The following is a 24,995-nucleotide window of genomic DNA, read 5'->3' on the forward strand; positions in this document are numbered from 1 at the left end:
ATCAGCTCTCGAGGCCGGCGTCGGCCGCCTCGAAAATCTTCAGTCGGCCACGCAGGCGCAGGACCGCCTGGCCGTGGATCTGGCAGACCCGCGACTCGCTCACGCCGAGCACTGCGCCGATCTCTTTCAGGTTCAGTTCCTGCTCGTAGTAGAGCGACAGCACCAGCTGTTCGCGCTCGGGCAGGTGGCCGATGGCATTGCCCAGCTCGCGGCCGAATTCACCGCGCTCCAGCACCTGCTGCGGGGTCGGGCCGCCCTGGGCGACGGTGTCCAGCTCGCCCTGGTCTTCAATGCGCGACTCCAGGCTCAGTACCTGGCCGCGCGAGGCGTCCTCCATCAGGCGCAGGTACTCGGGCAGCGGCATCTCCATCGCCGCGGCCACTTCGGTGGCACTGGCGGCGCGGCCGGTGCTCTGCTCCAGGCGGCGGATGGTGGCCGCAGCGTCACGTGCGCGGCGGTGCACCGAACGCGGTACCCAGTCGCCACGACGGATCTCATCGATCATCGAACCGCGGATGCGGATCGAAGCGTAGGTCTCGAACGAGGCACCCTGGTCGGCGTCGTAGCTGCGCGAGGCTTCGATCAGGCCCATCATGCCGGCCTGGATCAGGTCGTCCACCTCAACGCTGGCCGGCAGGCGTGCGGCCAGATGGTGGGCGATGCGCCGCACCAGGTCCGAGTGCTGGGCGATGACCTCGTTGGCCGCCGTGCGCTGGACCTCTCTGTACTGGGCGGCGCCTTTCATGCGGCCACCCCGCGCTGCTTGATGATGCGTTCGAGGAAGAACTCGACGCCGCCGCGCGGCTCGGTCGGTGCCTGCCAGCGGGCGGTGCGGCGGGCGATCTCGGTGATCGCCAGTGCCGACGGGCTGGACGGATAGGCCTTCACCACCGGCTGCTGGCGCTGCACCGACAGGCGCAGCCAGTCGTCCTGCGGCACGCAGCCGAGGTAGTTCAGCGAGACATCGGCGAGGAATTTCTCGCAGACGCGGGTCAGCTTCTCGTACAGCACGCGGCCTTCGTTGGGGTCGCGCACCATGTTGGCCACCACCTGGATGCGGTCCACGCCACGTTCGCGCGACAGCACCTTGATCAGCGCATAGGCGTCGGTGATCGAGGCCGGTTCATCACAGACCACCACCACGGTGTCCTGCGCGGCCTGGCAGAAGGTCAGCACGCCATCGGTGATGCCGGCGGCGGTGTCCACCACCATGATGTCCAGCTCGCGCTCCAGTTCGGAGAACACGTTGACCAGGCCGACATGCTCGGCCGGGGCCAGCTCGGCCATGTGCCGGCGGCCGGACGCAGCCGGCACCACCAGCACGCCGTTCGGGCCTTCGATGATCACGTCATCGAGGCTGCAGCGGCCAGCGACCAGGTCGGCCAGGGTGTTGGTGGGGCTCAGGCCCAGGATCACGTCGATGTTGGCCAGGCCCAGGTCGGCGTCCAGCAACAGGGTGCGTTTGCCCATTCCCGCAAGCGCCACGGCCAGGTTGGCCGATACGTTGGTCTTGCCGACGCCGCCCTTGCCGCCGGTCACGGCAATCGTGCGCACAGGGCCCAGCGGCTCGCTGCGGGTCGCCGTCAGCGGGAAGGTGGTGGTCAGCTTGGCGTACTCACGCGACGGCATGGTTCAACTCCGGGTTGCAGGGCATATCGGCCGCGCGGCGCAAATCTTCAAGGCGAAGTACAAGATTGGCTGCACTGGCCCGGTGCAGGTCGTCCGGGACGTCCTGGCCATCGGTCACCCAGGTGATCGGCAGCTTGTGGTCCACCGCCACCGACAGGGCGTTGCCGAAGCGGCCGGTCTCGTCCAGCTTGCTCAGCACCAGGCCCTGCAGGTTGGCCGCGCCGAAGCGGCGGACCACCTCGTCCATGTCGCCGAAGCTGGTGTTGGCCGGCAGTACCAGCAGGGTGCGGACCTGGCGGGCGGCGCGCAGCCACTGCAGCTGGGCGGCCAGCGCACGGTCGCGCGGGCCCAGGCCGGCGGTGTCGATCAGCACCAGCTTGTAGTCCTTCAGGCGTTCCAGCAGCTGGTCCAGGTCGGTGCCGCTGTTGGCCTCGTGCACGGCGATGCCGAGCTGGCGGCCGTAGCCGTACAGCTGTTCGCGGGCACCGATTCGCATCGTATCGGTGGTGACCAGGGCGACGTCGCGGGCGGCATGGGCTTCGGCAAAGCGCGAGGCCAGCTTGGCGATGGTGGTGGTCTTGCCGGCGCCGGTCGGGCCGACCAGGGCGATCACACCGCCTTCCTCCATCGGATCGACCGGGGCGATCGGCAGCTTGCGCGAGATCAGCCCCAGCATCAGGCCGCGGCCGCGATGCGCTTCGGTTTCCAGCGGGATCTGCATGGCCACGTCGCGGGCGATGCCGGCATCGAAGCCGTACTCGTCCATCAGGTCCAGTGCCGTAGCGCGCACCGGGCTGCCGCGCAGGCGCTCGTCGGTGAAGCGGTTCATCTCGCGCTCGATCACCTGGCGCATGCCAGCCACTTCCTGGCGCAGGTGGCGGATCTCAGCGTCATCGGCGATCAGGGTCAGCGCCGGTGCTGGCGCCAGCGCCGGCATCGGTGACGGTGCAGCCTCTTTCGGCTGTACGGCAACCGGCGCGTGTGAGGCTTGGTCCTCGGGTGCGGAGGTGGCCTGGACGGCAACCGGCAACGGCGGCGGCGACACGGCCGGCATCTGCGCGCTGTCTTCCAGCGGCGGATCGATCTGGAAGCGGGCGCGGTTCAGCGGCGCGGCTGCCGCAGGCGAGGGCGCCACGATGGCGTCGGCAAACGGGGCGAAGATCTGTTCCGGCAGCGTCGATTCATTGACGGCGGCACGCGCCAGGGTGGTGGCGAAGCCGGTGCTGCCACGCGTCGGCACGATCTCGTCGGCGCTGTCCAGGGTGCGGCCGGTAGCGCCGACGGCGGCGCGGGCGAGGGCGGCAACGGCCGAGGTGGTGGCGGCCACCGGCTCCGGTGCCGGGGTGCTGCTGCGACGGCGGGTGACTGCGGCGATCACTGCGTCGGCGGCGCTGCGCGGCTTCGGCGCGGGCGGCGCTGCCACGTCACGGCGCGATGCTTCCAGGGCGCGCTGCACGGCGCTCTCATCGTAGTTGGCGGCGGCCACGATCTCGATGCCTTCCTCGATCCGGCGGTTGGACAGGATCACGGCATCAGGACCATGTTCCTTGCGCACCAGGTTCATGGCCGAGCGCATGTCGGCGGCAACGAATCGTTTGATTTTCATGCTGTGGTCACGGGACGAAGTCGGCGGAGTGGCGGTCGGAGAACGCGGATGGTCGGTGGTCTGCACGGTTCGGGTTCCCCTTGGAATCTGTCTGTTGCGGGTGTTTGAAAGTGGTGTCTGTTTTCTGGCGCGTTGCAGGGCGGCGTCAGCTGATCGTTCCGACCAGCTTCAGGCGCTTGTCCTCCGGCACCTCGCTGTAGGCCAGGACCGACAGCGACGGAACGCTGTGGCGGACCAGGCGGGCCAGCGCGGCTCGCACCGGGCCAGGTACCAGCACCACCGCGGGCTCGTTGCGGGCTTCCTGCTTGCTGACACATTCGGCCAGGCTCTGGTGCAGTCGCTCAGCGAGTCCGGGTTCCAGCGCGGCGCCGTTGCCCTGCGTGGACTCCTGCAAGACACGTTCCAATTGCGGGTTGAGGGTGAACACCGGCAGCTCCGCCGACATTCCGGCGATCTCCTGCACGATGAAGCGGCCCAGTGCGGTGCGCACTGCGGCGGTCAGCGTGGCCGGGTCCTGGCTGTGCGGGGCGTGTTCGACCAGTGCTTCGGCGATCTTGCGCAGCTGGCGGATCGGAATGCGCTCGACCAGCAGGTTCTGCAGCACGCGCACCACCGCCGACAGCGGCAGCGCCTTCGGCGTCAGATCTTCGACGAGCTTGGGCGCGCTCTTGGCCAGGTTGGCCAGCAGGTGCTGCACTTCCTCGTGGCCGAGCAGTTCCGGTGCGTGCTCGCGGATCAGGTGCGAAAGGTGGGTGGCCACCACCGTGGCCGGGTCGACCACGGTATAGCCCAGGGTTTCGGCCTGGGCGCGCTGGTGTGGCTGGATCCAGGTCGCGTCCAGTCCGAAGGCCGGGTCCTTGCCGGCGATGCCTTCCAGCGGACCGAGGGCACTGCCCGGGTCCAGCGCCAGTTCGCGGTCGGGATGGATCTCGGCAGTGGCCACCGGCACGCCATGTACCAGTACCCGGTAGCCGTTGGCCGGCAGTTCCAGGTTGTCGCGGATGTGCACCGAGGGAATCAGGAAGCCGACGTCCTGGGTCAGCTTGCGGCGCACGCCCTTGATGCGCGGCATCAGCTCGCCGCCCTGGTTGCTGTCCACCAGCGAAATCAAACGATAGCCCACTTCCAGGCCCAGCGGATCGACCGGGCGCAGCTCGTCCCAGCTCAGTTCCGCGGTGGGTGCGGGGGCCGCGGGGCGGCCCAGCGCGTTCAGTGCGTTGGCGTCGCCTGCAGCGGTGTCGGCCTGCGCCGGCACCAGGCCCTTGCGGTACACCTTCCAGGCGATGAAGCCGAGGATCGCCGCCAGCGTCAGGAAAGCGACGTTGGGCATGCCCGGTACCAGGCCGACCACGCCGAGGATGCCGGCGGTGATGGCCAGCGCACGGTACTGGCCGAACACCTGGCCGGTCATCGCCTGCGCCATGTCCTGCGAGCGCGAGGCACGGGTGACCAGCATCGCCACCGCGCTGGAGACCAGCAGCGCCGGCAGCTGCGCCACCAGGCCGTCACCGATCGACAGCAGGGTGTAGGTGGCGGCGGCATCGCCGAACGGCATGCCATGCTGCAGCACGCCCACGGCCAGGCCGCCCAGCATGTTGATGAACAGGATCAGGATGCCGGCGATCGCGTCGCCGCGGATGAACTTGCTGGCACCGTCCATCGCACCGTAGAAGTCGGCTTCCTCGCGTACTTCCTCGCGGCGCAGCTTGGCTTCCTCGCGCGTCAGCAAACCGGCGTTGAGGTCGGCGTCGATGGCCATCTGCTTGCCGGGCATGGCGTCGAGGATGAAGCGCGCAGTCACTTCCGAAACGCGGCCGGCGCCCTTGGTGATGACCACGAAATTGATGATGGTCAGGATCGCGAACACCACGATGCCGACGGCGTAGTTGCCGCCGATCACGAACTCGCCGAATGCGGCGATCACCTTGCCGGCCGCTTCGTGGCCGTTCTGGCCGTTGAGCAGGATCACGCGGGTGGAGGCCACGTTCAGCGCCAGCCGCAGCATGGTGGTGATCAGCAGGACGATCGGGAAGATGGTGAAGTCCAGCGGGCGCTTCACGTAGACCACCGCCAGCAGCACCATCAGCGAGATGGCGATGTTGAAGGTGAACAGCGCATCGAGCACCGGTGCGGCCAGCGGCACCACGACCATGGCCAGCAGGGCCAGCACGATCAGCGGCGCGCCAAGGCCCTGGCGGATCATTTCAAGCGCGCGGCGGGTATTGAAGCTGGATGCCTGGGCGCTCATGGACGGCCCCCGTTGCCGAACTCATCAACCTGGATGTGCGGCGTGGACGGCATCGGGCCGGTCCGCCAGCTGCGCAGCTGGTAGACGTAAGAGAGGACCTGGGCGACGGCTGAATACAGTCTCACGGGGATTTCCTTGCCGAGTTGGCCTTCCCGATACAAGGCGCGTGCCAAAGGCGGGGCAGAGACGATGGCGACCTTGTTGCCGTCGGCCACTTCACGGATGCGCAGGGCGGTTTCATCCACGCCCAGGGCGACCACGGTGGGGGCATTCATGGCCCCGCCTTCGTACTTCAGGGCCACCGCGTAGTGGGTGGGGTTGACCACCACCACGTCGGCAGTGGGGACCGCCTCCATCATCCGGCGGTTGGCCATCTGCTGCTGCAGCTGGCGGATGCGGCCCTTCACTTCCGGGCTGCCTTCGCTTTCCTTCATCTCCCGGCGCAGCTCCTCGCGGGTCATCTTCAGCTTGCGCATCCAGTTCCAGCGCTGGTACGGCGCGTCGATGGCGGCCAGCACCAGCATCGCCCCGGCGGTGGCCAGCAACAGGCGCAGGGTGAAGCCCAGGCCGTCGCCGATGGCCGTTTCCAGCGGCTGGTGGATCAGCCCGCGCAGGGTGTTGAAGCTGGTCCAGACCACCATGCCGGCGGCGACGCCGACGAAGGCCACCCGCAGCAGCGACTTGATGAACTCGGCGATGGCTTCGGGGCCATACAGGCGCTTGAGCCCGCTCATCGGGTTCATGCGGTTGATGTCGGGCATCATCGCCTTGGCCGACCAGCGCAGGCCGCCCATCACCACCGGCGCCAGGAAACTGGCCAGCAGGCAGACCAGCACCAGCGGGGCGATCACCCACATCAGCTGCAGCAGCAGGTCGCCGAAGTGGCCGAACAGCGCCTTCGGGTGCTGGCGCAGGCTCTGTTCGGGGCTGAGCGCATGGCGCATCCAGGCGCTGGCGCCGCTTGCCATCGAGCCGCTCATGGCCATCACCGCGATCACCCCGGCACCGAACACGGCGGCCGTGCCCAGTTCACGCGAGCGCGGCAGGTTGCCCTGTTCACGGGCGTCGCGCAGGCGCTTTTCGGTAGGTTGTTCGGTTTTTTCGCCGGCGGATTCGTTCTCGGACATCACAGGCACTGCAGCAGGGGATGCCGGAGTGCGTGCAAGAATCGTTCCGTTACGGGTGCATGTGCCAACAGAAGTTGGCGCCTGCCGGAGCAGGTACCGGTAGCGCCGGGCCATGCCCGGCGAACGGGCAGCCTGGATCATTGCATCCGCCGGGCATGGCCCGGCGCTACCCCGGGGGCCGGTCCTGCTGGCTCTGCGCCAGTTCCACCCGTGGCCGCGGCAGGAATCGTTCCGTTACGGGTGCATGTGCCAACCGAAGTTGGCGCCTGCCGGAGCAGGTACCGGTAGCGCCGGGCCATGCCCGGCGAGCGGGCAGCCTGGATCATTGCATCCGCCGGGCATGGCCCGGCGCTACCCCGCGGGCCGGTCCTGCGGGCCCTGCGCCAGCTCCACCCGTGGCCGTGGCAGGATTCGTTCCGTTACGGGTGCATGTGCCAACCGAAGTTGGCGCCTGCCGGAGCAGGTACCGGTGGCGCCGGGCCATGCCCGGCGAGCGGGCAGCCTGGATCATTGCATCCGCCGGGCATGGCCCGGCGCTACCCCGCGGGCCGGTCCTGCGGGCCCTGCGCCAGCTCCACCCGTGGCCGTGGCAGGCCGTGCAGCTGCATGAAGCGGGCCGCGTCCACTGGCCGGCCCAGCAGGAAGCCCTGCAGGTAGTCGCAGCCCAGCCGTTCCAGGTAGGCGCGCTGCGCGGCGGTCTCCACGCCCTCGGCCACGATGTCCATGTCCAGCGCATGGCCCAGCGCAACGATGGCCGACACGATCACCACGTCTTCGGCGCTGTGTTCCAGGTCGCGCACGAATGCGTGGTCGATCTTGATTTCGGTGGCCGGCAGGCGCTTGAGGTACAGCAGGCTGGAGTAGCCGGTGCCGAAATCATCGATCGAGATGCCCACGCCCAGGGCGGAGAAGCTCTGCAGCAGGCGCAGGCTGGTATCAGTATCGCGCATCACCGTGCTTTCGGTGATCTCCAGCACCAGGTTGCGCGGGGCGATCGCGTAGCGCTCGATCACCTCGCGCACGTCCTGCAGCAGGTGCGGCGAACTGAACTGCACCGGTGACAGGTTCACCGACATCGTCCAGCTTTCATGGCCGGCATCGTGCCAGTGCCGCAGCTGCTGGCAGGCCTGGTCCAGCGCCCAGCGGCCGATCTCGTTGATCGCGCCACTGCGCTCGGCCAGGCGGATGAAGCGGTCCGGCGGAATCAGGCCCTGTTCCGGATGACGCCAGCGGATGAGTGCTTCGGCGCCAGCCACCTTCTGCGTAGCCACGCGGATCTTCGGCTGGTAATGCAGGAACAGCTGCTCGCTGCCGATTGCCCGGCGCAGGTCGGCCAGCAGGCGGAACTGCTGCTCGGCGCTGTCGTTCATCCAGTCGGCGAACAGCACGAACGCGTTGCGGCCCGACTCCTTGGCCTGGTACATCGCTGCATCGGCGAAGGCCATCAGCTGGCGTTCGCTGGCGGCATGGTCGGGGCAGATCGCGATGCCGATGCTGGCGCTCACCTGCAGCTCGTGGTCCGGCAGCAGCGGGCCGCTGCCCACCGCCTGCAGGATGCGCCGGGCCAGGGTCGGCAGGTCCTCGTCCTGTTCGATGCGCACCACCAGCACGAATTCGTCGCCGCCCAGCCGTGCCAGCATGTCGTGCGGCCGCAGCAGCTGGCGGGTACGTTCTGCCACGGCTACCAGCAGCGCATCGCCGGCCTGGTGGCCATAGGCATCGTTGACCTGCTTGAAGCCATCCAGGTCCATGAACATCACCGCGAAGCGGCTGCCGCCCTGTTCGGCCTCGGCCAGCGCCTGCACGATGCGCCGCTGCAGCAGCAGCCGGTTCGGCAGGCGGGTGAGCGGGTCGTGCAGCGCGGCCTGGGTCAGTTCCTGCTGGGCGTCGGTCAAGGAGGTGCTGAGCAGCGAATTGCGCAGGCGCAACAGTTGCGCTTCCACCCGCTGGTCCAGCCAGGAAACCACCAGCACCACCGCCAGGATCGCCACGGTCAGCACCACCACCAGCATCGCCAGCCAGTTGTTCTGCAGGCCATCGCCCACCGCTGCGCCGCAGACGCTGCCTTCCGGGAAGCGGGCGGCGGCCATGCCGGTGTAGTGCATGCCGACGATGGCCAGGCCGAGCAGGCCGGCGGCGGCCAGGCGGTCGCCGATGCGGGTGTGCTGCGCGCGCAGGCGGAAGGCCACGTACAAGGCAGTCCACGACGCGGCCACCGCGACCAGCAGCGACAGCAGCAGCCACACCGGCTGGTAGTCGATGCCCGGTTGCATGCGCATTGCGGCCATGCCCACGTAGTGCATGCTGGCGATGCCGCTGCCCATCAGCAGCGCTCCGCCGGCCAGGCGGGGATGGGGCAGGGTGCGCAGCGATACCAGCCAGAGCGCGAACACCGACGAGCCGATCGCCAGTGCCAGCGACAGCAGGGTGATGGGCAGGTCGTAGCCCAAGGGAATGGGCAGGTCGAAGGCGAGCATGCCGATGAAGTGCATCGACCAGATGCCCAGCCCCATCGCAAAACCGCCGCCCAGGCGCCACCACCAGGTCGCGCCCTTGCCGGGCGCGGTGACGGTGCGCCCGGCCATCGCCAGTGCGGTGTAGGACGCCATCACGGCAACCAGCAATGAGGTCGCCACCAGCCATGGGTTGTACGTGCCTACCAGCATTCGTCAGTCTCCCGGACCTGCCTGTCAACGGAAAAACTACGGTGGGGCATGCGCAAGGCGGGCGACCAGAGCCGCCGGTTGCAGCGTCCCCCCGGTCGCTGCGCATTCACTCTAACGCGGGCACCGGGGGGGACGGCAAGCAGCAGAACGTGACGGCCACGTCAGCGGGTCACCGCACCGGCCGCCTGGAAGGCAGCATCGAACAGGCGCTGCACCGGCGGCCCCATTTCACCAACCAGCAGGGTCAGCAGGAACAGGCCCAGCAGCAGCGAGACCGGCAGGCCCAGCTGGATCGGATTCAGTGCCGGCGCGGCGCGGGCCAGCACGCCGAAGGCCAGGTTGACCGCCAGCATCGCCACGGTCAGCGGGATGGCCAGGGTCAGCGCGCCACGCAGCACGGTCAGCAGGAAGGTCGGGGCGATGCTGAAGAACGCGTGCGGGTCGGGCAGGGGCGCGCCGATGGGCAGGGCGCGGTAGCTGTCCACCACCAGCGAGATCAACGCCAGGTGGCCGTTGGCGGTGAAGAACAGCAGGCCGAACAACAGATAGAACCACTGGCCGATGACACCGGAGGTGCCGCCGCGCAGCGGGTCGCTCATCTGCGCAAACGCCAGGCCGGTGCCCTGGGCGACCAGTTCGCCTGCCATGGCGCCAGCCTCGAACACCAGCCGCAGCATGAAACCGATGGCCACGCCGATCGCCAGCTCGCGGGCGATGGTCAGCACGGTAGCAGCGTCGAAACCGGTCCAGTCCGGTACCGGCGGCAGCAGCGGCGCCAACGCAATGGCCAGGGTGCCGGCCAGCATCACCCGCACCCGGCCGGGCACCGCGCGGGTACCGATCATCGGCATCGCCATGGCCACTGCGCCGATGCGCAGCATGGTCCACAGCACGGTGCCGATCATGCCGAAGGCGTTCAGGCCGTCGGCAGCCATCTGGGTGGCGGCGTCCATCTGCGTGCGCGTCCGTCTAGCCGATCAGGTGCGGGATGCGCTGGAACAGCAGCGTGGTGAATTCGACCAGATGGCCGATCAGCAGGCTGCCCAGTGCAAACAAAACGGCGGTGAGGGCTGCGGCCTTGGCAACGAAGGCGATGGTCGGCTCGTTGAGCTGGGTCGCCGCCTGCACCACGCCCACCACGACGCCGACCACCAGTACGGTCAGCAGCAGCGGGCCGGCCACCCAGAGCACGGTAATCAGGCCGCCACGCAGTTCGGTCAAGGCAAGTTCGGGGGACATCATGGTTCCATCGGTAGCGCCGGGCCACGCCCGGCGGTGGTCAATGCGGCGGCCGGCACTGCCCGGCGTCGCGTCTTTCAGGCCGGATTGAAGCTGGCCGCCAGCGTGCCGACGGTCAGCACCCAACCATCGACCAGCACGAACAGCAGGATCTTGAACGGCGCAGAGACCAGCATCGGCGACAACATCATCATGCCCATCGACATCAGCACGCTGGCCACGACCAGGTCGATGATCACGAACGGGATGAAGATCAGGAAGCCGATCTCGAAGGCGGTCTTCAGTTCGCTGGTGACGAACGACGCGACCAGCACCGGGAACGGAATCGCATCAGGGCTGGCGTAGGTGCCGTGACCGGCGATGCCGGCGAAGGTCATCAGGTCGGTCTCGCGGATCTGCGCCAGCATGAAGGCACGCAGCGGTGTGGTGGTCAGCGTCCAGGCGGTCTGGAAATCGATCTCGCCATTGAGGTACGGTGCCATGCCGGTGCTCCAGGCCTTGTCCCAGGTCGGCAGCATGATCATCGCGGTGAGGAACAGGGCCAGCCCCAGCAGTACCTGGTTGGACGGCGTCTGGCCGGTGCCCAGCGCCTGCCGCAGCAGGCCCAGCACGATGATGATGCGGGTGAAGGAGGTCAGCACCAGCAGCATCGACGGGATCAGGGTGATCGCCGTCATCAACAGCAGTGTCTGCAACGGCAGGCTGACCGGCGCACCGCCGATCTTGCCGACGTTGATGTCCGGCAGCGGCGTGGTCGGCGCGCCCGGGGCGGCGAACGCCAGTGCAGGCAGCAGGCACAGGGCGATCAGGGTCAGCCACGGCAGCAGGGTGGCAGGACGGGGACGGGTCACACGCATGTCAGGGGTCCTTGCGCAGCCGCTGTTGCAGCAGCTGGGCGAAATTCGGCAGGTTCTTCAGGTCGGGTACGCGTACCGGCGCAGGCGGTGGCAGCGGTTCGGGCAGGGTGTGCAGGGCGTTGATGCCACCGGCGGTGACGCCCAGCAGCAGTTGCTGGCCATTGACCTCGACCACCACCACGCGTTCCTTGGCGCCGACATTCAGGCTCGCCACCAGCTTCATGCCCTCGGCCGGGCGGAAGCCGCTGCCGGGCAGGCGCTTGAGCAGCCAGCCCAGGCCGATGACCAGGGCCAGCACTGCCAGCAGGGCCAGCACCGCACCGAACAGGCTCGGTGCGGCCGGCGCATGCTGGCCGATCTGCGGGGCCGTCCTGGCGACGGCCAGGGTGGTGGCGGCGAGCAGGCTCAACGCAGTCTCCGGATCCGCTCGCTGGGGCTGACCACATCGGTCAGGCGCACGCCGAAGCGGTCGTTGATCACCACCACTTCGCCATGGGCGATCAGCGTGCCGTTGACGAACACGTCCAGCGATTCGCCGGCACCCCGTTCCAGCTCGACCACCGAACCCTGGTTGAGCTGCAGCAGGTTGCGGATCGGCAGGCGAGCGCGGCCGACTTCCAGCGACAGCGTCACCGGCACATCGAGGATCACGTCCAGGTTCAAATCCGGGCCGGTCGCTTCATCGGCCTGCAGGTTGCTGAACTGGGCCGGGGTCGGTTCGAGGGCGTCGATATCGTTCATTGCGGGTCTTCCTGGATGACGGGTACGCGCGGACGGGTGCCCGGCGGATGGGTAGCGGTGATCTTTACGGCGTTCATGCCGTTGGCGACGCCGAACTCACCGGTGAACACCGGGATGTTCTCAACGCACAGCGGCACCTGCGGGCTCAGGTCGATCGGCAGGATGTCGCCGACCTTCAACCGGGTCAGGTCGCGCAGGGTCATGCGCTTGCTGGCCAGCACGCTGGACAGGGTGACTTCGGCCACATTGAGCTGCTCGCGCAGGGTGCGGCCCCAGCTCTCGTCGCGTTCGTTGCGGTCGCTCTGGATGCCGGCATCGAGCAGTTCGCGGATCGGCTCGAGCATCGAGTAGGGCAGGGTCACGTGGATGTCACCACCACCGCCGTCGAGTTCGACATGCAGGCGGCACACCACCACGTATTCGCGCGGCGTCACGATGTTGGCGAAGTGCGGGTTGATCTCCGAGTTGATGTACTCGAATTCCACGTCCATCACCGGTGCCCACGCTTCACGCAGGTCGGCGAAGGTCTGCTTCAGCAGCAGGTGGATCACCCGCATTTCGGTGGCGGTGAACTCGCGGCCTTCGATGCGCGTCGGGTAGCGTCCGTCGCCGCCGAAGAAGTTGTCGACGATGGCAAACACCAGGGTCGGTTCGAACACGATCAGGCCGGTACCGCGCAGTGGCTTGAAGCGGATCAGGTTCAGATTGGTCGGCACATACAGCGAGTGCATGTAGTCGTTGAACTTGATCAGCTCGATGCCGCGCACGGATAGTTCGGCCGAACGCCGGATCAGGTTGAACAGGCCGATCCGCCACAGGCGCGCAAAGCGCTCGTGAACCATTTCCAGGGTCGGCATGCGACCGCGGATGATGCGGTCCTGGCTGGCGAAATCGTAGGAGCGTGCTTCGCCACTGGGGGCGTCCGGCTCGGTTTCGACCGCGCCACTGTCCACGCCATGCAACAGGGCATCGATCTCATCCTGGGACAGCAGGTCATTCATCGGGGAGCCCTTACTGGGTCACGAAGCTGGTGAACAGCAGGTCGTCGGCACCGTTGCTGCCGGTCTCGGCCTTCAGCACCTTCTGCACTTCGGCCAGCGAATCGGCCTGCAGCTTCTGCTTGCCGGCGATGTCGGCGATCTGCTGCGGGCTGACCTGCGAGAACAGCATCAGCAGGCGCGCGCGGATGGCCGGGGCATGGGTCTTGATCGCTTCCAGCGCGGCCGGATCGCGGGTCATCAGCTGCACTTCCACCTGCAGGTAGCGCGGGCCGTCGATCGAGCCGTTGAGGTTGACCACGAATGCCGGTTCCAGCGCGAAGTACTGGGCCGGGGCCGGGGTGGTGGTCTTCTTCGGCGCCTGCGCGGTCTTGTCTTCGTGCTTGGACTGGGTGAAGAACCAGACGCCGCCACCGGCGGCACCGGCGGCCAGTACGGCGACCAGGGCGGTGATCAGGATCGGACTGCGCGGCTTGGCGGTCTTGTCCTTGTCGGCGGTCTTCTTGGTTTTGTCAGCGGCTGCGGCCACGGGGTGAAGCTCCTGAGGGTTGCTTCACCGTGATATGCAAGGGGTGTGCCGGAGTGGCCGGGGAGGGCGGTGACGGAATTCCGTCGGGTGTTCATACCGGCAGCGCCGGGCCATGCCCGGCGGAATGTCGGAAATCCGCCGGGCATGGCCCGCGCTACCCGTGCTCTGCCAGGTGCCGACCTTGGTCGGCACGCGCTGTCAGGCGTACGCGTCCAACAACCCGCGCTGGCGGATCAACTGCGACGCCGACACCGTGGTGTCGCCCAGTGACGGTTCTCCGTCACCACCGCGCCCGCCGCCGCCCGCCGGGCTGCCCGGAGTGCCGTCGCCACTGTGCTGCTGGCCGACATCGGCATGGGCCAGCTGGAAGCCCTGCTCGCCCAGCAGTTCACGCAGGCGCGGCAGGCTGCTTTCCAGCGCCTGGCGTACATCCACATGCGGGCTGCTGAAGCTGGCATGGACCTTGTCACCGTTCATCTGCAGGCGCACGTCCACCGGCCCCAGGTCTTCCGGGTTGAGGCGGATGTGGGCATGGCCGATCTTCTGGTCGGCCAGCCAGCCGATGCGCGCGCCGATGGCCTGGTCGAAACCATCATCGCCCAGCACCGGCTTCGGGGTGGGTTCGCCATTGAAGACGGTATTGCTGGCCAGTGCGGCCTTCAGGTCCTGCAGGGCGGCGGGCAGGGGGGGCTGCAGCGGCGCCGGAGGTGCACGGTCGCCGATCTGCAGGCTGTCTCCGTCGTCGGCACGATCCAATGCCTTGCCACCCATCACCAGCTCCGGCAACGGCAGGCCACTGGCCTCATCATCGCCGGCAGCGGATGCCGGGGCGCCGGTGCTCTGCGCGGCATTGGCGGCAATCGCGGCCGCCGCAGGTGCCAGCGCAGCGGAGGGCAGCGCGCCGCCTTCGGCATCGCCGGCCGCTGGCGGTGGCAGCACAGGCGCCGGATCGACACCGGTTGGCACGGCCAGCACCAGGCCGGCCAAGCCGAGCGGCGGCCAGGGCGGGTCGTCCGCGTTGGCCGGGGTGTCCTTGTCGTCGCTGGCTGCCGACGTTGCCGGTACAGCAGGTGTCGAAGTGCTGGCGTCCGTGGCGGCTGCGTCACCGTCGGTCGGCCGCGGCGTCGCCTTGGCCGGGTTGCCGTCGGGTGTTGATGCGGCCTTGGCCGGTGTTGCCGGATTGCTGGCGGTTGTCGCGGGACCGGTAGTGCCGGTCGAGGCGCTGCCGCCCTGCAGCATCTGGCCGAAATCCTTGCCGGCATCGCTGCGCGAGGCGCGGGTGCTGCCGGCGTTGCCACTGCCGCCGGGCGTCGGTGCGCTGGCGTTGCTGCTCAACGGGGAGGGCATCACGACCGGCCTCCCTGCTCGCCATCATCCTGGTCTCCGGTCTGTGCCAGGCGCGCGCGGCGTGCGCCGATGTCGTCCATCTCGCGCTGGTCGCGGCGGTCGGTCACCACCTTTTCCTGCGCGCGGTAGCTGGCGGCCAGCTGCTCCAGCACGGCCTTGTCACGGCTGGCCAGGATCAGGCGCGCGCGTTCGGCCTCCACTTTTTCGAGGTTGCCGTTGACCGTCTGCTGCTGCTGTTCCACCGCGCTGTCCAGCCGGTCCAGGAATGCGCGCCGGTTCAGCAGCTGCGCCGGGCTGGTCGCGGCCATCTGCGCGTTGGCGTACTCCTCGGCGTAGCGCCGCAGTTCGTCCAGGCGCGACAGATGGGTGTCGAGCACGTTCTGACGTTCGGCCAGGTCGCGGGCGACCGCGTCCTCGTGTTCTTGGGCCCGCTTCAGCAGGGGGTCGATGCGCTTGGACTGGATCATGTCAGCCTCTGGTTCTCTTGTTCCACCAGGCGCTGCAACGCCGCCTGGCTGTGCGGTAGATCTGCGGCCTTGGCCACATCCTGGCCCAGGAATTCCATGATTTCCGGCCAGCGCTCAAGGGCTTCATCGGTCGCCGCGTCGTTGCCGCGCTGATAGGCGCCGATGGCGATCAGGTCGCGGTTGGCCGAGTAGGCCGAGACCAGCCGTTTCAACTTGCGGATGCGCAGGCGCCACGCTTCGTCGGCGATTTCCGTGACCACGCGGCTGACCGACGATTCCACGTCGATGGCCGGGTACAGGCCGCTGTCGGCCACGCGGCGCGAGAGCAGGATGTGGCCGTCAAGAATCGCGCGCGCTGCATCGGCGATCGGATCCTGCGGATCGTCGCCTTCGGTCAGCACGGTGTAGAAGGCGGTGATCGAACCGCGCCCCTTGGCGCCGTTGCCTGCACGTTCCACCAGTGCCGGCAGCTTGGCGAACACCGATGGCGGATAGCCGCGCGTGGTGGGCGGCTCGCCCACCGACAGGCCGATCTCGCGCTGCGCCTGCGCGAAGCGGGTCAGCGAATCCATCAGCAGCAGGACGTTCAGGCCCTGGTCGCGGAACCACTCGGCGATGGCCGTGGCGCGGTAGGCGCCATGCAGGCGGGCCAGCGGCGGCCGGTCGGCCGGGCTGGCCACTACCACCGCGCGGCGCAGGCCTTCCTCGCCCAGCGTGCTTTCAACGAAATCGCGTACTTCGCGACCACGCTCACCGATCAGGCCGACCACGATCACGTCGGCGGCGGTGTAGCGGGTCATCATGCCCAGCAGCGTCGACTTGCCGACGCCGGAGCCGGCGAACAGGCCCACACGCTGGCCGCGGCCGATCGGCAGCAGCGCATTGATCGCGCGCACGCCCACGTCCAGCGGCTGGGTGATCGGTTCGCGCGCCAGCGGATTGATCGACACGCCGGCCATGCCGACGTGGCCTTCAGCGCGGATCGGGCCCTTGCCATCCAGCGGTACGCCATCGCTGTCGATGACACGGCCGAGCAGGCCTTCGCCCACTTCCACGCCGCCGCGACGGGCCGAGGGCACCACCCGCGCATTCGGCAGCAGCCCGTGCAGTTCGGCACTGGGCATCAGGTAGGTGCGTTCGCCGGCGAAGCCGACCACTTCGGCATCGACCCAGCCGCCGTCAACCACTTCCACTTTGCAGCTGGCGCCGAGCGGCGCTTCGCAGCCGACCGCTTCCAGGGTCAGGCCGACCGCCCGCCGCAGCACGCCTTCGCGGATCAGCCCGCGACCGTGCGCGGTGTCGACCTTCAGGCCGTCGAGGCGGTTGGCCAGGCGCAGGTTGCGGGCCACGGCCCAGTCGGCCGGCGGCGACGGCTGCGAAGCGGTATTGGTATTCATGCGATGGCTCCGGTCTGGCGGATCACGGCGTCCAGCGCGCCGCGCAGGCGGGCTTCCAGGGTGCCGTCGATGCGTACCGCTTCGGCATGCACGCGCAGGTCGCCACGGCTCAGGCTGGTGTCAGGCACCAGGCGCTGCTGCGGCGACAGGGTCAGCAACGGGGCGAGGGCGGTGATGTCATCGGGGTGCAGGCGCACTTCCACCTCGCGGTTGCTGCCGCCGACGGCGTCTATCGCCTCGCCGACCAGCTGCCCCAGCAGCGCCGGATCGGCCTCGTAGGCACGCCCTACCAGCGCACCGGCGATGCGCACCGCCAGTTCGCCAAGCGCGCCGACCACTTCATTTTCCAGGCGTGCCAGCGGCCGGCCGAAGTTGTCGAGGATGCCCTCGATCTGCGCGACCAAGCGGCGCACTTCGGCCTGGCCCTGGCTGAAGCCATCGGCATGGCCCTGGTCGAAACCTTCCTTCTCGGCGCTGTCCTGGATGGCCTGGATTTCCTCCAGGGTCGGCAGCTGCAGCGGCGGTTCCGGCTCATGCTCGGGATCCGGCTCGGTGAGCTCGAAGGCCTCGTCGTGGTCCAGCACCGGTTCGGGCTGGGCCAGCAGGTCCGGGGCAAGCCAGCGCACGACGTTGCTCACAGCATCGCCTCCGCGCTGCCACCGATGGTGACAGTGCCCTCATCGGCCATGCGCTTGACGATGGCCAGGATCTCGCGCTGCGCCACTTCCACGTCGGACAGGCGTACCGGGCCGCGCGCTTCCATGTCTTCCAGCAGGATCTCGGCAGCGCGCTGGGACATGTTGCGGGTGATCTTGTCGCGTACCTTGATGTCGGCACCGCGCAGGGCCAGGCCCAGTCGCTCGCCGCTGACTTCGCGCAGCACCAGCTGCATTTCGCGGTCGTCCAGGTCCACCAGGTCGTCGAACACGAACATCAGGTCCTGGATTCGGCCACTCAGTGGTGCGTCGATGCGTGCGATCTCGCCCAGGATCGCCTGGTCCTGGCCGCTGTCCATGAAGTTGAGGATGTTGGCCGCGCACTGCACGCCGCCGATGTTGGACGACTTCAGGTTCTGGTTGCCGGCGAACTGGCGTTCCATGATCTCGTTGAGCTCGTTCAGCGCATTGGGCGGAATGCCGTCGAGGGTGGCGATGCGCAGCAGCACGTCTACGCGGGTGCGGTCGGGCAGCAGCTTCAGCGCGTCGGCAGCCTGGTCGGTTTCCAGGTGCGCCATCACGATCGCGATGATCTGCGGGTGCTCGTTGCGCACCAAGTCGGCCACCGCACGCGGGTCCATCCACTTCAGTGCATCCAGGCCAGTGGTGTTGCGGCCGAGCAGGATGCGGTCGATCAGGTTGCCGGCTTTCTCGCTGCCCAGCGCCTGCACCAGCATGTTGCGGATGTAATCGTCCGAGCCCACGCCCAGCGAGGTCTTCGAGCCCAGTTCCTGGCTGAACTGGTCCATCACCCGTTCCACCTGTTCGCGGGTGATGTCGGACATGGTGGCCATGGCGATGCCGATCTTCTGCACCTCCTTCGGCTCCATGTGGCGCAGCACTTCGGCCGCGTCCAGTTCACCCAGCGACAGCAGCAGGACGGCGGCGCGCTGCACGCCGGTCAGGGGCGCGACGTCAGTCATTGGCCACCCAGCCCTTGACCACCTGGGCCACGCGCTTGGAGTCGGTCTTCACGGCTTCACGGGCCATCCGCAATCGTTCCTCATAAGAATCCACCGGCAGGGCCAGCGCTTCCGGCCCGCCCAGGCTGACCCGGTCGGCGCCCAGTGCCGGCAGCGGGGTGCCATCGTCATCGACCAGCTGCACGTCCGCGGTGTGCGGTTCCAGCGCCAGTTCTTCGTTCTTGCGGTTCTGCCCGGTGATGCCACGCAGTGCCGGGCGCAGCACGCCGAACAGCAATGCCATCACCACCAGTGCACCCAGCAGCATGCGCCCGGCATCGTGCACCCACGGCAGTTCCCACCAGTTCGGGCCCTCTACCGGCGTGGTGTCACGCACGAACGGGGCATTCATCACCGACACGGTGTCGCCGCGCTCGGCACTGAAACCGACAGCCTGCTTGACCAGTGCCTCGACCCGGGTCAGTTCGGCCGCCGACAGCGGTTGCGGCGCAACCTTGCCGTTGGCGCCGGCGCGCGGCACGTTGTCCACCAGCACCGCCACCGACACGCGCTTGATGCGGCCGGCCGGCTGCCGGGTGTGTTGCAGGGTACGGTCCAGCTCGTAGTTGCGGGTCGCGTTCTTGCTGCTTTCGGTCGGCGCCTGCGCGGTGGCCGGTGCAGCGGCCTGGCCCGGCGGGCTGTTGCTGGTGGCACCCGGTACGCCCTGCGGGCCCGGTGTCCTGCTGGTGTTCTCGCTCATCTGCTCGCTGCGCAGCTTCTGCGGTTCGCCGTTGTACAGCTCGCGCGCTTCCTCGGTCACCGAGAAGTCCATGTCGACACTGACTTCGGGGTTGACCCGGCCGGGGCCGGTCATCGGTTCCAGCAGCTCGCGGATACGCTGGTTGAACGAGGTTTCCTGGCGGCGCACCTGTTCGAACTGGGCAGCATTGACGGCCGCTTCGCTGTTCGGGTCGCTGACGCTGAGCATGCGACCGCTCTGGTCGACCACGGTCACCCGTTCCGGTGCCAGATCGGGAATGGCTGCGGCGACCATGTGCACGATCGCATCGACCTGGCTGCGTTCCAGCTGCTGGCCGCCCCGCAGTTCCAGAGTGACCGAGGCACTGGCCACATCACGCTGGCGGGTGAACGCACTGGGCTTGGGAATGGCCAGATGCACGCGCGAATCGCGCACCGGGCGCAGCGTGTTGATGGTGCGCGACAGCTCGGTTTCCAGCGCGTGCTGGTAGCGCGCACTTTCCACGAACTGGCTGACGCCAAAGCCGGGGTCGCGCTCCATCAGCTCGAAGCCGAGCTTGCCGCTGTCGGTCAGGCCCGAGCCCGCCAGTTTCAGGCGGGCATCGTGCAGGTTCTTCTCCGGCACGGTGATGCCACCGGTGGCCGGGTCCAGCTGGAACGGAATCTGTGCGGCACGCAGCAGATCGGTCGCTTCAGCGGTGGCCTTCTGGTCCAGGCCGGTGTACAGCGGCACCATGCCCGGCTTCTGCGACCAGAAGAACACGAACAGCCCGGCCGCGACGGCCACGGCGATCATCGCCATCAGTCCGAGCCGACGGGTGATCTGCAGGCTTTGCAGCCGATCGAACCACTGGCCCGCCTTTTCGGCGTTCAGGGATTCCTTGGAGAGCGACAGGGCCATGCGGTTCTATCCTTACAGCGGCATGTTCATCACGTCCTGGTAGGCCTGGACGAGACGGTTGCGGACTTCCACGGTGGCGCGGAAGGCGATCTGGGACTGCTGCGAGGCGACCATCACCTTGGCCAGGTCGGCACCGGGTTCACCCAGTTCGAAGGCCTTGGCCAGCGCGCCGGATTTCTGTTGCGCATCGTTGACGCCGGCGATGGCGCCGCGCAGGGTTTCGGTGAAGCTGGCAGGCTGGACCTGCGGCGCATCCAGCACCGTGCCCGGCAGGGCATTGCTACGCGGCGCTTCGGCCAGCGGGTTGAGCGCGGGCTGTCCCACCTGGGTCTGGTAGGAGCGGATCTGGGAAAGGATCGAAGTGACGGAGTGGGACATCTGCAACGGTTCCAGAAACAGGGATGGGGGTGTCTGCTGGAGCTAGTGCAAGTGCCGTGCCGAAACCGGTTTTCGATTCAGTGAAGTGAGGAGGTTGGGTGTGCGTGCGGGGTTGCACCCCGCCCCGCAGTAGTGCCGGCCGCTGGCCGGCAACCTCTACAGCAACAGCCAAAGTCAAAGTCGGGTTTCCTGAGGGATGGCGGGGTGGGTCCGGTTGCGGGGGCCGCTGCAAGTACGTCCATGTAAGCTCGGTCGCCGCATCCATGCGGCTCACGCCCCCGCAACCGGACCCACCCCGCCTTCGACAGGTTCCCGCTGCTGTTGGTGGGTACTGACCGTTGGTCGGCACGCTGCTCTTGGTAGGTGTCGACCTTGGTCGACACGCTTGATCCACGCCATGCGTGGATGCTGCTCTCGAGGCGTGTGACGCGTCATTTCACCGGCGTCGGTTTTTTGGCCTATGGCTGCAGGGTCCAGCGGCCGGAATTCTGGCGCTGGCGTGGGGCGATGGGGCCGTCGTGCTGGGTGTAGATGAAGCGGCCCTGGTGGTCGGTCAGGCAGGTCAGCAGCAGGGTGTAGCGGGCGGGGCCGGCGGGGTGGGCTTCTGTCATCTGGATTTCCGCAATGTGCGGAGCCAGTTGCTGGTAACGGTAGCTGCCGCCGATGCGGAGGTCGGTGCCGAGGATGTGCAGCACGTACTGATTGCTGCCGAAGCTGACCTGCACCATGCGCCCGGCATTCGGATTATCTGGCTGGTACAGCGGATCGCTGAGGTTGGTGAACTGGCGCTGGTCGAGGGTAGTGGGCAGTGTGCAGTTGGATGCTGCGGCCAAGGCCGGGCAGAGCAGGGCGGCAAGCAGAGTCAGGCGGTGCATGGCGGAACCTCGTAGGGATGTCCTTGCCATGCTCCGCGGTGCGGTTGCGTTGTCTGTAGGAAAACGTGCAAATGCAGCGAAATATTCTCGGTACCGTCGCCCGTCATCCACGCATGGCGTGGATCTACTGAGCGATCCGGCCGCTGCCATGGAACCGCCGGACCCGCCCGCGCATCAGGCGGACCCCCACAAACACCAACGCCCGGGCAAGCCCAGGCGTTCGTGCCCCCTTCATGCTGGTAACGCGTGTCAGCTGGCCAGTTCGGCCGCTTCGCGTTCGATGCCGTACTTGCGCAGCTTTTCCACCAGGGTGGTGCGGCGCAGGCCGAGCAGCTGGGCGGCGTGGGCAACCACGCCCTGGGTGCGTTCCAGTGCTTCGTTGATCAGGCCCAGTTCGATGTTGGCCATGTGGTTGCGCAGGTCCAGGCCGTCGTCCGGCAACGCGGCCGGCGCTGCGGCGCGGTTGACGGCGATGCCATGCTCGAGCGACGGCTGGTTGCCGCTGCCCGGGGTGTGGAACGAGAAGCTGCGCAGGTCCAGGCGTTCTTCGCTGGCGACTACCGGAGCGGCCGCGACCACCGCGGGCACGGCCAACGCGGCGTCGCCGCGGTAGCGTGCCGGCAGGTCCTGCACGCGCACCGAGCCACCCGGGTGCAGCACGGCCAGGCGCTCGACCAGATTGGTCAGTTCGCGCACGTTGCCCGGCCATTCGTAGCCGGCCAGCGCCTGCAGCGCTTCCGGGGTGAAGCGCACTTCGCCGCGACCGGTGCGCGCCAGCTGGGTGGCGATGGTTTCCACCAGCGCCGGCAGGTCTTCGCGACGTTCGCGCAGGGCCGGCACATCGATCGGGAACACGTTGAGGCGATAGAACAGGTCCTCGCGGAACTTGCCATCGGCAATGCGGCTTTCCAGGTCGCGATGGGTTGCGGCGATCACCCGCACGTTGCAGCGGATGGTCTGGTTGCCGCCGACGCGCTCGAAGCTGCGCTCCTGCAGCACGCGCAGCAGCTTGACCTGCATCGGCAGGCTCATGTCGCCGATCTCATCGAGCAGCAGGGTGCCGCCCTCGGCCATTTCGAAACGCCCTTTGCGCGCGGTCAGCGCGCCGGTGAAGGCGCCCTTTTCGTGGCCGAACAGCTCGCTTTCCAGCAGTTCGGCCGGAATCGCGCCGCAGTTGATCGCCACGAACGGGCCATCGCGGCGCGGCGAGCGCTGGTGGATGCTGCGCGATACCACTTCCTTGCCGGTGCCCGATTCGCCCAGCACCAGCACGGTGGTGTCGAACGCGGCGACCTGCTCGATCATCGTGCGCAGTGCGCTGACCGCCGGACCGTTGCCGGTCGGGCCCTGGTCCTGCACGGCACCGGCCTGGTGTTCGGCATCCAGGCGCTTGAGGCTGGCGCGGCGCAGCAGGGCTTCCATCTGTGCGTGACGCAACGGTGCTTCCAGCGGCCAGATGTTGGCTTCGTGCAGGCCATGCCGCTGCGCGAACGCAGTCGCGTCACCGTCGGCCAGCAGCACCGGCGGCGGCAGGCTGCTGCCCCCCAGCCAGGCGTACAGGGCGGTGCTGGCGGCACTGTCGTCCAGGCTGCCGACGATCACCGCCATCCAGTCGTTCTGGCGCTGGCGCGTCAGGTCGAAATCGGCCGCGTCGGAAACCCAGCGCGGGTTGAAGTCCATGAATTCCAGCAGGGCCACGGTGCGCTCGGCACGCACCGCGTCGTTGTCCAGTACCAGGATGCGCGATTCGCTCACGACCGTTCCTCCCTGAGGCCTTCCAGGATCGGCATGACTTCCTGGATGTAGGACAGCTTGCTGACGAAGTTGTCGGCGCCGGCGCGCAGCGCGTGCTCGCGATGCTCGACGTCATCGAAGTGGCTGGCGATCACGATGTACGGGGCATCATCCTGCGACTTGATCAGGCGGGTGGCCTGCAGGCCGCCCATTTCCGGCATCGCCAGATCCATCAATACCACCTGCGGGCGCAGGCTTTCCGAGCGTTCGATCGCTTCCAGGCCGTTGCCGGCGCTGCCGACGATCTGCAGCCAGTCGATCTTGCGGAAGTGGCGCATGGCCGCGTTGATGAAGCCCTCGTGGTCATCGACCAGCAGAACTGTGAGCTTGTTCATGTCCAACATCCTTTTCAGCCCACCCGGGCCAGCTGCGGTTGCCTGGCGTTGACCCGGCGCCGTTCGCGGGCCGGGGCGATATCCAGTTGTTCGCGGTATTTTGCGACGGTTCGACGGGCAATGTTCACCCCCTGGCGGGACAGCAGGCCAGCGATGGCCTCGTCCGCCAGCGGGCGTCCGGCCGGCTCGGCGTCGATCAGGCGGCGGACCATGGCCTTGACCGCTTGGCCGGACACGCTGGCCCCTTCCAGGCGCACGGCGAAGAAGTGCTTGAGTTCGAAGGTGCCGCGCGGGGTCTGCAGGTACTTGCCGGTGGTGATGCGCGAAACGGTGGATTCGTGCATGCCGATTTCTTCGGCCACTTCCTTCAGTGTCAGCGGTGCCATGGCTTCCTCGCCACGCACCAGGAAGGCTGCCTGGCGCTCGACGATCACCCGCGCCGTGCGCAGCAGGGTGTCGTAACGCATCGACAGGCCGCGGCTGAACCAGCGCGCCTCCTGCAGCATCTCGCGCAGGGCCGGCGCAGCCTCACCGCTGTCAGCCAGAGCCTGTTCGTACTGGCTGTTGATCGACACCCTGCGGCTGGTTGCCGGGTTCAGCGCGACCTTCCATTGTTCGTCGGCGTGCCAGGCGACCACGTCCGGCACCACCACTGCATTGCGCTCGGGCAGCAGGCTGTCGCCCGGGCGCGGCTGCAGCGACAGGATCAGGCGGACGGCCTCGCGCACGTCCTCGATCTCGGCATCGTGCTGGCGGGCGAGGGCGAGGTAGTCGTGCGCGGCCAAGGCATCGAGCGCGCCTTGCAGGATGCGCGCAGCCAGATGCCGGGCCGGCACCACGCCGTGCAGGCTGCACAGCTGGGCCAGCAGCGATTCGCGCAGGTCCTGCGCGGCCATGCCGGCCGGCTCGCCCTGCAGCAGGTGCTGGCGGACAGCTTCAACGCCGTCGGCATCGATGTCGAACTGCGCACTGGCCAGCAGCTGCAGCTGCGCCAGCGGTGCCTGCAGGTAGCCGGCATCGTCGCAGTGTTCCAGCCAGAAGGCGGCCACGGCCAGTTCGTGCTCGTCCAGGTCCAGCGCCAGGCGCTGCAGCACGCGCAGCTGCGGGTCGCTCGACTCGCCCGCGGCGATGCGCGCCATGCGGTCGTCGTCGCCGTCCTGCCAGTTGGCGCCGGACACCTCCCACATCGAGGATTCGGGCAGTTCGTCGAACGCGGCCGTATCCAGCGTGGTGGTGGCCGGATCGGTGGCTTCGGCGGCGGGCGCTTCGGCGTCTTCGATTTCCAGCAGCGGATTGGAGTCCAGCAGGCGCTGGATTTCCTGTTCCAGGTGCAGGCCGTCGAGCTGCAGCAGCCGGATCGACTGCAGCAACTGCGGGGTGAGGTGAAGTTGTTGGCCCAGCTGGGTCGAGAGTGCAGCCTTCATCGTGGTTCCCCGGCGCCGCTCCCCGACGCCTTGTGGAACACATCTTGCTTTTGATCCGGC

General features: G+C 68.0%; 24 protein-coding genes. All 24 read right to left on the reverse strand.

The features are described from left to right. Window position 1: 1 nt before the first annotated feature. Complete coding sequence (locus LMF57_RS09575) at window positions 2-745, reverse strand: RNA polymerase sigma factor FliA (RefSeq protein ID WP_025878979.1); 744 nt, start codon at window positions 743-745, stop codon at window positions 2-4. Then, window positions 742-1,629, reverse strand: a complete 888-nt coding sequence (locus tag LMF57_RS09580) for a P-loop NTPase (RefSeq protein ID WP_025878980.1) — start codon at window positions 1,627-1,629, stop codon at window positions 742-744. The genes LMF57_RS09575 and LMF57_RS09580 overlap by 4 nt, the downstream gene beginning before the upstream one ends. Then, window positions 1,616-3,235, reverse strand: a complete 1,620-nt coding sequence (gene flhF / locus LMF57_RS09585) for a flagellar biosynthesis protein FlhF (protein ID WP_117310347.1) — start codon at window positions 3,233-3,235, stop codon at window positions 1,616-1,618. The genes LMF57_RS09580 and flhF overlap by 14 nt, the downstream gene beginning before the upstream one ends. 145 nt (window positions 3,236-3,380) lie before the next feature. Continuing rightward, window positions 3,381-5,483: a flagellar biosynthesis protein FlhA gene (flhA, locus tag LMF57_RS09590; protein ID WP_032974843.1), complete on the reverse strand. Its 2,103-nt coding sequence runs from the start codon at window positions 5,481-5,483 to the stop codon at window positions 3,381-3,383. Continuing rightward, complete coding sequence (gene flhB, locus LMF57_RS09595) at window positions 5,480-6,610, reverse strand: flagellar biosynthesis protein FlhB (protein ID WP_033831035.1); 1,131 nt, start codon at window positions 6,608-6,610, stop codon at window positions 5,480-5,482. The genes flhA and flhB overlap by 4 nt, the downstream gene beginning before the upstream one ends. A gap of 536 nt (window positions 6,611-7,146) precedes the next feature. Then, window positions 7,147-9,276 carry a bifunctional diguanylate cyclase/phosphodiesterase gene (locus LMF57_RS09600; RefSeq protein ID WP_229291287.1) on the reverse strand — a complete coding sequence of 710 codons (2,130 nt, stop codon included), beginning with the start codon at window positions 9,274-9,276 and terminating at the stop codon, window positions 7,147-7,149. Between the two features lie 161 nt (window positions 9,277-9,437). Further along, entirely contained in the window at window positions 9,438-10,229 is a 792-nt protein-coding gene (fliR, locus tag LMF57_RS09605) for a flagellar biosynthetic protein FliR (protein ID WP_032974840.1), read from the reverse strand. Between the two features lie 16 nt (window positions 10,230-10,245). Beyond that, window positions 10,246-10,515 (reverse strand): flagellar biosynthetic protein FliQ, encoded by a 270-nt coding sequence (locus LMF57_RS09610; RefSeq protein WP_005413254.1) that lies wholly within the window; start codon window positions 10,513-10,515, stop codon window positions 10,246-10,248. Between the two features lie 77 nt (window positions 10,516-10,592). Further along, window positions 10,593-11,372: a flagellar type III secretion system pore protein FliP gene (gene fliP / locus LMF57_RS09615; protein ID WP_117310351.1), complete on the reverse strand. Its 780-nt coding sequence runs from the start codon at window positions 11,370-11,372 to the stop codon at window positions 10,593-10,595. A 1-nt stretch (window position 11,373) separates the two neighbouring features. Further along, window positions 11,374-11,781, reverse strand: coding sequence for a flagellar biosynthetic protein FliO (gene fliO / locus LMF57_RS09620; protein WP_093818248.1), 408 nt, complete (start codon window positions 11,779-11,781; stop codon window positions 11,374-11,376). After that, complete coding sequence (fliN, locus tag LMF57_RS09625; RefSeq protein ID WP_025878988.1) at window positions 11,778-12,113, reverse strand: flagellar motor switch protein FliN; 336 nt, start codon at window positions 12,111-12,113, stop codon at window positions 11,778-11,780. The genes fliO and fliN overlap by 4 nt, the downstream gene beginning before the upstream one ends. Then, window positions 12,110-13,114 (reverse strand): flagellar motor switch protein FliM, encoded by a 1,005-nt coding sequence (gene fliM, locus LMF57_RS09630; protein ID WP_100465290.1) that lies wholly within the window; start codon window positions 13,112-13,114, stop codon window positions 12,110-12,112. The genes fliN and fliM overlap by 4 nt, the downstream gene beginning before the upstream one ends. Before the next feature lie 10 nt (window positions 13,115-13,124). Then, window positions 13,125-13,640, reverse strand: coding sequence for a flagellar basal body-associated FliL family protein (locus tag LMF57_RS09635; protein ID WP_025878990.1), 516 nt, complete (start codon window positions 13,638-13,640; stop codon window positions 13,125-13,127). Between the two features lie 198 nt (window positions 13,641-13,838). Further along, entirely contained in the window at window positions 13,839-14,987 is a 1,149-nt protein-coding gene (locus tag LMF57_RS09640) for a flagellar hook-length control protein FliK (protein ID WP_229291288.1), read from the reverse strand. Beyond that, window positions 14,987-15,454: a flagellar export protein FliJ gene (fliJ, locus tag LMF57_RS09645; protein ID WP_208081829.1), complete on the reverse strand. Its 468-nt coding sequence runs from the start codon at window positions 15,452-15,454 to the stop codon at window positions 14,987-14,989. Before fliJ ends, LMF57_RS09640 begins: the two co-directional genes overlap by 1 nt. After that, window positions 15,451-16,851: a flagellar protein export ATPase FliI gene (fliI, locus tag LMF57_RS09650; protein ID WP_117310354.1), complete on the reverse strand. Its 1,401-nt coding sequence runs from the start codon at window positions 16,849-16,851 to the stop codon at window positions 15,451-15,453. The genes fliJ and fliI overlap by 4 nt, the downstream gene beginning before the upstream one ends. Then, window positions 16,848-17,456: a FliH/SctL family protein gene (locus tag LMF57_RS09655; RefSeq protein WP_170919592.1), complete on the reverse strand. Its 609-nt coding sequence runs from the start codon at window positions 17,454-17,456 to the stop codon at window positions 16,848-16,850. The genes fliI and LMF57_RS09655 overlap by 4 nt, the downstream gene beginning before the upstream one ends. A gap of 29 nt (window positions 17,457-17,485) precedes the next feature. Then, on the reverse strand, window positions 17,486-18,472 hold the full coding sequence (gene fliG, locus LMF57_RS09660) for a flagellar motor switch protein FliG (protein ID WP_099818764.1): 987 nt from the start codon (window positions 18,470-18,472) through the stop codon (window positions 17,486-17,488). 10 nt (window positions 18,473-18,482) lie between these two features. Next, a complete protein-coding gene (gene fliF / locus LMF57_RS09665) occupies window positions 18,483-20,129 on the reverse strand; it encodes a flagellar basal-body MS-ring/collar protein FliF (RefSeq protein ID WP_229291289.1) in 1,647 nt (548 codons plus the stop codon). Window positions 20,130-20,141: 12 nt separating this feature from the next. Further along, window positions 20,142-20,507, reverse strand: a complete 366-nt coding sequence (gene fliE / locus LMF57_RS09670; protein WP_025878997.1) for a flagellar hook-basal body complex protein FliE — start codon at window positions 20,505-20,507, stop codon at window positions 20,142-20,144. Between the two features lie 458 nt (window positions 20,508-20,965). Then, window positions 20,966-21,382, reverse strand: coding sequence for a hypothetical protein (locus LMF57_RS09675; RefSeq protein ID WP_080148827.1), 417 nt, complete (start codon window positions 21,380-21,382; stop codon window positions 20,966-20,968). A gap of 249 nt (window positions 21,383-21,631) precedes the next feature. Beyond that, window positions 21,632-23,137: a sigma-54 dependent transcriptional regulator gene (locus LMF57_RS09680; protein ID WP_025878999.1), complete on the reverse strand. Its 1,506-nt coding sequence runs from the start codon at window positions 23,135-23,137 to the stop codon at window positions 21,632-21,634. Beyond that, a complete protein-coding gene (locus tag LMF57_RS09685; protein WP_025879000.1) occupies window positions 23,134-23,511 on the reverse strand; it encodes a response regulator transcription factor in 378 nt (125 codons plus the stop codon). Before LMF57_RS09685 ends, LMF57_RS09680 begins: the two co-directional genes overlap by 4 nt. A 14-nt stretch (window positions 23,512-23,525) precedes the next feature. Continuing rightward, window positions 23,526-24,935, reverse strand: coding sequence for an RNA polymerase factor sigma-54 (rpoN, locus tag LMF57_RS09690; protein ID WP_229291290.1), 1,410 nt, complete (start codon window positions 24,933-24,935; stop codon window positions 23,526-23,528). Window positions 24,936-24,995 lie beyond the last annotated feature (60 nt).

The organism is Stenotrophomonas sp. SI-NJAU-1 (assembly GCF_020883215.1).
GTDB classification, from domain to species: Bacteria; Pseudomonadota; Gammaproteobacteria; order Xanthomonadales; family Xanthomonadaceae; genus Stenotrophomonas; species Stenotrophomonas indicatrix.